This window comes from Variovorax soli NBRC 106424, assembly GCF_001591385.1.
GTDB lineage: Bacteria > Pseudomonadota > Gammaproteobacteria > Burkholderiales > Burkholderiaceae_C > Variovorax > Variovorax soli.
The window spans coordinates 1-7,212 of record NZ_BCUU01000162.1 but is presented as its reverse complement, the minus strand read 5'-3'; the positions used below and the strand labels follow the sequence as shown (position 1 = coordinate 7,212).

8 protein-coding genes and 1 pseudogene are annotated in these 7,212 nt (G+C 68.8%); 5 read left to right on the top strand and 4 right to left on the bottom strand.

Annotated elements, in window-relative coordinates:
• The first annotated feature begins 325 nt into the window (after nucleotides 1–325).
• Nucleotides 326–646 carry a hypothetical protein gene (locus VSO01S_RS25380; protein WP_068645550.1) on the top strand — a complete coding sequence of 107 codons (321 nt, stop codon included), beginning with the start codon at nucleotides 326–328 and terminating at the stop codon, nucleotides 644–646.
• A 146-nt stretch (nucleotides 647–792) separates the two neighbouring features.
• Nucleotides 793–2,301 carry a thymidine phosphorylase family protein gene (locus tag VSO01S_RS25375; protein ID WP_068645549.1) on the top strand — a complete coding sequence of 503 codons (1,509 nt, stop codon included), beginning with the start codon at nucleotides 793–795 and terminating at the stop codon, nucleotides 2,299–2,301.
• Between the two features lie 28 nt (nucleotides 2,302–2,329).
• Here the strand turns inward: VSO01S_RS25375 and VSO01S_RS25370 are convergent, their stop codons facing one another.
• From VSO01S_RS25370 to VSO01S_RS25355, 4 genes are all read right to left on the bottom strand, one after another.
• Nucleotides 2,330–2,539 (bottom strand): hypothetical protein, encoded by a 210-nt coding sequence (locus VSO01S_RS25370; RefSeq protein ID WP_068645548.1) that lies wholly within the window; start codon nucleotides 2,537–2,539, stop codon nucleotides 2,330–2,332.
• A gap of 129 nt (nucleotides 2,540–2,668) precedes the next feature.
• Nucleotides 2,669–3,388 carry an ABC transporter ATP-binding protein gene (locus VSO01S_RS25365; RefSeq protein ID WP_068645547.1) on the bottom strand — a complete coding sequence of 240 codons (720 nt, stop codon included), beginning with the start codon at nucleotides 3,386–3,388 and terminating at the stop codon, nucleotides 2,669–2,671.
• On the bottom strand, nucleotides 3,385–4,629 hold the full coding sequence (locus VSO01S_RS25360) for an ABC transporter permease (protein ID WP_068645546.1): 1,245 nt from the start codon (nucleotides 4,627–4,629) through the stop codon (nucleotides 3,385–3,387). Before VSO01S_RS25360 ends, VSO01S_RS25365 begins: the two co-directional genes overlap by 4 nt.
• 5 nt (nucleotides 4,630–4,634) lie before the next feature.
• Nucleotides 4,635–5,690, bottom strand: a complete 1,056-nt coding sequence (locus tag VSO01S_RS25355; RefSeq protein WP_068645545.1) for an efflux RND transporter periplasmic adaptor subunit — start codon at nucleotides 5,688–5,690, stop codon at nucleotides 4,635–4,637.
• A 168-nt stretch (nucleotides 5,691–5,858) separates the two neighbouring features.
• Here VSO01S_RS25355 and VSO01S_RS25350 point away from each other — a divergent pair, with 168 nt between their 5' ends.
• The 3 genes and pseudogenes from VSO01S_RS25350 to VSO01S_RS25340 all read left to right on the top strand — a co-directional run.
• Entirely contained in the window at nucleotides 5,859–6,302 is a 444-nt protein-coding gene (locus VSO01S_RS25350; protein WP_068645544.1) for a universal stress protein, read from the top strand.
• A gap of 58 nt (nucleotides 6,303–6,360) precedes the next feature.
• Complete coding sequence (locus VSO01S_RS25345; protein ID WP_068645543.1) at nucleotides 6,361–6,786, top strand: universal stress protein; 426 nt, start codon at nucleotides 6,361–6,363, stop codon at nucleotides 6,784–6,786.
• Nucleotides 6,783–7,212 (top strand): annotated as a pseudogene (locus VSO01S_RS25340) (bifunctional aminoglycoside phosphotransferase/ATP-binding protein); the annotation flags it as partial. The gene VSO01S_RS25345 and the pseudogene VSO01S_RS25340, both read left to right, overlap by 4 nt.

Here is a 7,212-nt window from a genome sequence, read left to right as displayed (position 1 = left end):
GACGCGGGGGCCAACGGCTCCTTGGCAGCTGCGGCGGCTGCGACCGGCGCCGCGCCCGATGCGATGGCCAGCCATGCAATCAGGTTCATTGCTCGCATAGGACCTCCGAATGGGATCGAGCTGCGAGCTTGCTATCGGCGGCCTGCGGGACCTTTGCGCTATCGCAAGCGGTGGCCTGCCGGGCGGAGGTGCCAGCCGATCGGTGTGGACGCTGGCGGGTCTGCAATGCGCCGGACCGGCCGCATTTGATGCACATCAAACGAGCTCGGCACGGCGGATTCCAGAATCGGATGGCAACCACAGGCCCTCGATAAAGGAGTGAGACATGCAAAAGACTTCCGCCTCGCAAGCCGCCCCGGCGATCTCCGAGCCCGCGCAGCAGCCGACCGTGCCTGCCAAGAAGGCAAAGGCACGCGTCGTGCGGGTCAGCCTGAAGATGCCGAAGGCGGACTATGAACTGATCGCCGCCTTCAAGAAGCGTGCAGCCGAGCTGGCCCGGCCCGCCAGGAAGAGCGAGCTCCTGAGAGCGGGGCTGCATTCCCTTCAGAAGCTCAGCGATGCGAACTTCCGCAAGGTCCTCGATTCACTGGCGCCCTTGAAGCCTGCGCGCCAGAAGAGAAACGGCCATGACACCCCGACTCAGTAGCGGCGCCGGGGTCCTGCGCGCATGCCGTGACGGATATTCCGCCTGCGCCAGTACCTGTCCCGCCAGGCAATAGGAAATGAGCGCGCGCCGTACAAGGCGGCCACCGTCATGCCCACTCGCTGGCGGCGCCTGGACTTGAGGGCACGATGAGCAACGATCGCCTGATGGCGCGGCGCGCCCGCATCGACACCTACCAGCAGCCGGTGGTCTACCTGCGCAGCGACTGCCCCGTCTGCCGTGCGGAGGGGTTCGAGGCGCAGGCCCAGGTGGAGCTGATCTGCGGCGCACGCCACCTTCTGGCGATCCTGAACCACGTCAGCGGCGAATGGCTGCACACGCACGAAGTGGCGCTGTCCGACGTCGCGTGGTCCCTTCTGGGCGCGCAGGAGGGCGACCTGGTGGAAGTGCGCCACCCCCCGCTGCTCGAGTCGACGACCCATCTGCGCGCCAAGGTGCACGGCCAGCCCTTCGGCTACGAGGCGCTGCGCAGCCTGATGGAGGACGTGAGCCATGGGCGGGTGCCGGACATCCAGCTTGCATCGCTCATCACGCTGTGCGCGGGCAAGGCGGTGGACCACGCCGAGACGGTGGCGCTGACGCGTGCGATGGTCGACGTGGGCGAACGGCTGGTGTGGGACCGCTCGCCCGTCATGGACAAACACTGCATCGGCGGGCTTCCCGGCAGCCGCACGACCCTGGTGGTGGTCCCGATCGTGGCCGCACTTGGCGTGACCATGCCCAAGACTTCTTCGCGCGCCATCACCTCGGCCGCCGGGACCGCCGACGTCATGGAAGTCCTGGCGCCGGTCGACCTGGGCCTGGCCGCGATGCGCAGGGTGGTGGAGCGCGAGCAGGCCTGCATCGTCTGGGGCGGCAACACCGGCGTCAGTCCGGCCGACGACATCCTCATCCGCGTGGAGCGGCCGCTGGGCCTGGACAGCGAAGGGCTGCTGGTCGCCTCGGTCCTGTCGAAGAAGGTGGCGGTGGGCTCGCAGGGCGTGCTGATCGACCTGCCGGTCGGTCCCTTGACGAAGGTGCGCAGCATCGATGCCGCAGTCGCGCTGTCCAGGAGCCTCACGACCGTCGGGGCCGAGCTCGGGCTGCGGGTGCAGACGGTCTTCACCGATGGCGCCGCGCCGGTGGGGCGCGGCATCGGACCGGCGCTCGAAGCCATGGATGTGATGTCGGTGCTCGAGCGCGCACCGGGCGCCCCGGCCGACCTGCGCGAGCGCGCGCTGCGGCTCGCGGGCCTGATCCTGGAGATGGCCGGCAAGGCGGCGCAGAGCGCGGGCCAGGCGCTGGCACGCCAGGTGCTCGACGATGGGCGCGCGCTGGCCAGGTTCATCGACATCTGCGAGGCGCAGGGCGGCATGCGGGTGCCGCCCAAGGCAGCGCAGACGCATGTGGTGGCCGCGCATGCCAGCGGCGTGGTGGTCTCGATCGATACCCGCCTGCTCGCACGGGCCGCCAAGCTGGCCGGCGCGCCGCGCGATGCGGCCGCGGGCGCCAGCCTGCATGCGCAGATTGGCGACCGGGTGCAGGTCGGGCAGCCGCTGCTCACGCTGCACGCGCAAGGCCGCGGCGCGCTGGACTATGCACTGGGCTTCATGCGCACGCAGATGCCGATGGTGCGCATCGAGGAGGCGGCCGGTTGATCGCGGCCATTGCCCGGCGGTCCGCTGTTCAGTGCAGGGCGCTCAGCCGGACGTCCGGCCAGGCGACTTCCACGCCGATCATGGCACGCGCATACAGGTAGTTGAGGCGGCTGCGCTCGCTGAGCGAATCCATGTCCACCAGGCCGCACGCGTCGCAGGGAAAGCTGTAGGAGCGGCGATTGGCGTAGAGCGAATCGAAGCGCAGTTCGAAGGAAGCGGCAGCAGGCGAGGTGTTCATGTCATCCTCCAGTTGCATTGACTCCATGACATGCAATCTATTCGCCGTCTGTGCCACCCCGTTCAATGCAGCGCAACGTTGGGAAACGGCGCGTAAACGGTCTGTGCGCCAGAAGCGGCGCCAGCATCTTCACGCGAGACCGTCCGGCCGCCAGCTCATGTCGATGCGGCCGTCGACGATGCCGATGCGGCGATCCGCCACCGAGGCGAAGGACGCGTCATGCGTCACCGCCACCACGCTCCTGTTCGTCTCGCGCGTGAGCTGGCGCAGCATGTCGCGCACGTTGGCGCTGGCGACCGAGTCCAGGTTTCCGGTGGGTTCGTCGGCCAGGATCACCAGCGGCTCGTTGGCCATGGCGCGCGCAATGGCGACCCGCTGGCGTTGCCCGCCCGAGAGCTGGCTCGGGCGCTTGTGATGCTGGCCGGTGAGGCCGAACTGGTCGAGCAGATCGCTCGCCCGCGCCCGCGCCGCCTCGTCCGTGAGCCTGCCCAGCTTGCGGATCGGCAGTGCCACGTTGTCCAGTACGCTGAACTCCTGCAGCAGGAAGTGGAACTGGAAGACGTAGCCCAGCCTCGACAGGCGGAAATCGCCCAGCGCGTCGTCGTCCAGGCCGGTCGTGTCCTGTCCGTCCACCCAGATGGTGCCGCTGCTGGGCACGTCCAGCAGGCCCAGCAGGTACAGCAGCGAAGACTTGCCCGAGCCGGACGGCCCCATCACGCAGACGAACTCGCCTCGCTCGATCTGAAGGCTGACGTCATCCACCAGCGTGACCGGCACCTCGCCGTGCAGCACGCGCGAGACGTGCTCCATGCGGATCAAGGGGCCTGCTGCGCCGGGGAGGGCGTTCATGTCGCGCCCCGGAGGATGTCGACCGGCCGCAGCCGTCCCGCGCGCCGCGCGGGCAGGTACGAGGCGGCCAGGCACGACAGCATGGCGAAGGCGGCCGCCAGCGCAAACTGGGTGCCGCCCCAGAAGATGGGCAGGTGCACGATCTCCGTCACCCCCGGCGGACGGATCTCGACTTCGGCGAGCAGGCGCATGAGCCCCAGGCCGAGCACAATGCCCAGCAGGCTGCCGCTCGATCCCACGATGGCGCCCTCCAGCAGGAAGATGCGCCTGAGGTCGCGCGGATGGAAACCCATCGACTTCATGATGGCGATGTCGCGGGTCTTCTCCATCACGATGGTCGAGATGGTGTTGTACATGCCGAAGCCGGCCACCACCAGGATGGCGGCGACGACGCTGAACATGATGATGTTGCGCACCAGCAGCAGGCTCAGCAGATCTTCCGAGGCCTCGATCCACGACACCGACTTGTAGCCCGTGGCAGCTTCGATCGCCTGCGCCACGGCCTGTGCCGCATACGGGTCTTCCAGCTGCATGATCACCCGGTTGACCCGGTTCACGCGCCCGAGCAAGGCCTGCGCGCGCTTGAGCAGGACGAAGGCTTGGTTCTCGTCGTAGCTCGCGTTGCCGGTACGGAAGATGCCGACCACCCGCAGCGACCGGCTGCTGCCGTCGGCCGCCAGCACGACCAGCGTGCCACCCACCCGCAGGCTGAACTTGTCGGCCAGGCCCCGGCCGATGATGATGCCGTTCGGGTCCGCCGCCAGGGCGTCCAGCGACCCCTCCTGCATCTTTTCCTCGATGGTGGTCACGTGCTTCATCTTCTGCGGCACCACGCCGGACAGCGTCACCCCCTGCTGTCGCCCGGCAAAGGTGAGAACCGCGGCATCGGCGAGCACGGGCGCCGCGCGCACGCCCGGCAGCGCTTCGATGAAGTCGAGCTTTTCCCGCCAGCCGCGGATGCCGCGCGTTTCGCGCAGCGGGCGCACGTTGTGCACTTGCACAGCGGCATCCGGCCATTGCAACGCGGCTGGTTGGAGCCGCCCCTGCCGCACCTCGTCATAGACCGTGATGTGCGGGCTGTTGTCGACCAGGCGCTTGAGGAAATCGTGTTCGGACCCGCGCATCAGCCCCGACACGCCCAGGAAGAAGGCCACGCCGAGCACGACGCCGGTGATGGAAACCAGCGTCTGCCGCCTGCGGGTGACGAGGTGGGCCAGCGCAATGTCCAGGGTGATGGTCATGGCCGTCAGCGCTGTGCCAGGGGCGAGCCGAGCGAGATGCTGCTGGCCGCCGGCTTCCCGCGCGCCCGTTGCCCTTCGCGCAGGTTGTCCGCGGGCGACACCACGATCACGTCCGCATCGGCCAGCCCCGACCGGATCTCGGTCTGGGCAGCGCCCGCGGCGCCGGCGGTCACGGGTTTGCGGTGCAGGCGCCCATTGGCCAGCAGCCAGACCTGGCCGTTCCTGACGGCGCTGCTGGGCACCAGCAATGCCGCCTCGCGGCGCGCGACGATCAGGTTGGCATCCACCGTCATGCCGCTGCGCATCGGGCCGCCATCCACCGACGGCGCATCGTTCAGCCGGATTCGGACGCGGTAGCTGCGGGAAATGGGGTCGCCCTTCGGGGTGATGTCGGACACCGTGCCCTCGAAGATCCGTTGGGGCAGGGCATCGCTGCGCATGGATACCGCCTGACCCAGGGCCACGCGGGCGATGTCCTCTTCATCGACTTCCGCCGACACCCGCAGCGGTGCGCAGCAGGCCAGGGTGAAGACCGCCTGCCCCGAAGGCACGAACTGGCCCGCTTCGCCGTCGCGCCGCAGGACCACGCCATCGGCCGGCGCCACGAGCTGGTTGTAGTCGTTCAGGGCCTGCGCACGACGCGTGGCCGCCTGCGCGGCGCGCAGCTCGGCGCGGGCGCGATCGAACTCCGCCGAGGAGATGAAGTGCTGCTGCAACAGCTGCCGCGTGCGCTCGAACTGCGCCTGGGCGAGCTGCTCGCGGGCGCGCATCTCTTCCACGGTCTGGTCAAGGTCCCTCGATTCCACGCGCGCCAGCACCTGGCCGCGCTGCACGCGCTGGCCTTCGTCGGCGGCGATGGCCTGCAGGCGTCCGCCGCTTCTCGGGGCGACGGGCATCTGAACCGTGGGTTCCACCGTACCGGTGGCGTACACGGCGTCGATGGCCGCGCCGCGCGTCGGCGCGGCGGTCAGCACCCGAACCGGCCACCACCACCAGGCGATGGCCGCCGTGGCCGGCAGGCACACGGCCAGCGACACGGCGATGACGAGCTTGCGGTTCAAGTGGGTTCTTCCTGAAGGCGACGGCGCGGCGGTGGTGCCGCCATGCCTGCGCGATGTGGCATGCACGCAGTCTCCACGGCCGGCCGAACCGGGCCTTGATCTGCATCAAGGCCGCCGACGCGGCGGCGCCTAAGCTGGCATGCAGTCGAGCCCTGTGCAGCAAACCTCATGTTCAAGAAGATCCTGGTCGCCACCGATGGCAGCACCCTGTCGAGAAAGGCCGTGAAATGCGCCATCGGCATGGCGCGCACGCACCAGGCGGAACTGCTGGTCGTGAATGTCGTGCCGCGCTACCCCCTGAGCTACTTCGAAGGCGCGGTGGCCTTCTCGGCCGAAGAGATCGGCGCCATCGAAAGCCGGTGGTCGCACGAGGCCCAGGACCTGCTCGACGGCGTCGCCGAGCGGGCCAACGCCGAGGGCGTGAGAACCAGGACCGCGGCCATCAGCGGCGACCTGGTGGCGCAGGCGCTCTTGCTGGCGGCCAAGAAGCACAAGTGCGACCTGATCGTCATGGCGTCCCACGGCCGCAAGGGGATCAAGCGCCTGCTGCTGGGCAGCGAGACGCAGCATGTGCTGACGCATTCGGCATTGCCGGTGCTTGTGCTGCGCTGAGTCGCGGGCGCGGCGACTGCCTGGACATGACAACCATCTGAAAAAAAGGAACCACAGAATGAAGATTCTTCTTGCCGTCGATGGCAGCGAATACACCCGGCGCATGCTGTCCTACCTCGCTACCCACAAGGAAGCGCTCGGGGGACCGGGCAGCACCTACGCGGTCTTCCATGCGGTGCTGCCGGTGCCGCCGCATGCGGCATCCTTCGTGAGTTCGGCCACGCTGCACGGCTACTACGAGGACGAAGCCCGCAAGGTGCTCGACCCCGTGCGGGCCCTGCTGGCCGAAAGCGGCATCGAGGCCTCGTTCGCCCATCGCGCGGGGCCGGCCGACAAGGAGATCGCCGCGGCGGCGGCCAAGGGCGGATTCGACCTGGTGATCATGGGCTCGCACGGCCATGGCGCGCTCGGCAACCTGGTGCTCGGCTCGGTGGCGACAAAGGTGCTGGCGAACTGCAGTGTTCCGGTATTGATCGTTCGATGAGAGAAGACGAGCGGGACGTTTCCGGACTGCTGGTGCGCGCACTGGCGCGGCACCTTGGCGCAAGAATTGTCGAGACCCACATCTCGTGGATCCTGCTGACGGCCGGCTTCGCCTACAAGGTGAAGAAGCCGGTGCGGCTGCCGTTCCTGGACTACTCCACGCTGGCCCGGCGCAAGCGGCTGTGCGCCGAAGAAGTGCGGGTGAACCGGTCGATGGCGCCTTCGCTCTACCTGGGCGTTGCGCGCATCACGCACAGCGCCTCGGGCCCGCAGATCGATGGCGACGGACCGGTGCTGGAATACGCCGTGTGCATGCGGCGGTTTGCCGACGGCGCGCTGTTCAGCGAGCGGCTGGCGGCCGGCCGACTTCAGCCGGCGGATGTGGACGGCCTTGCCGCGCTGCTCGCCCGCGCCCACGACAGGGCGC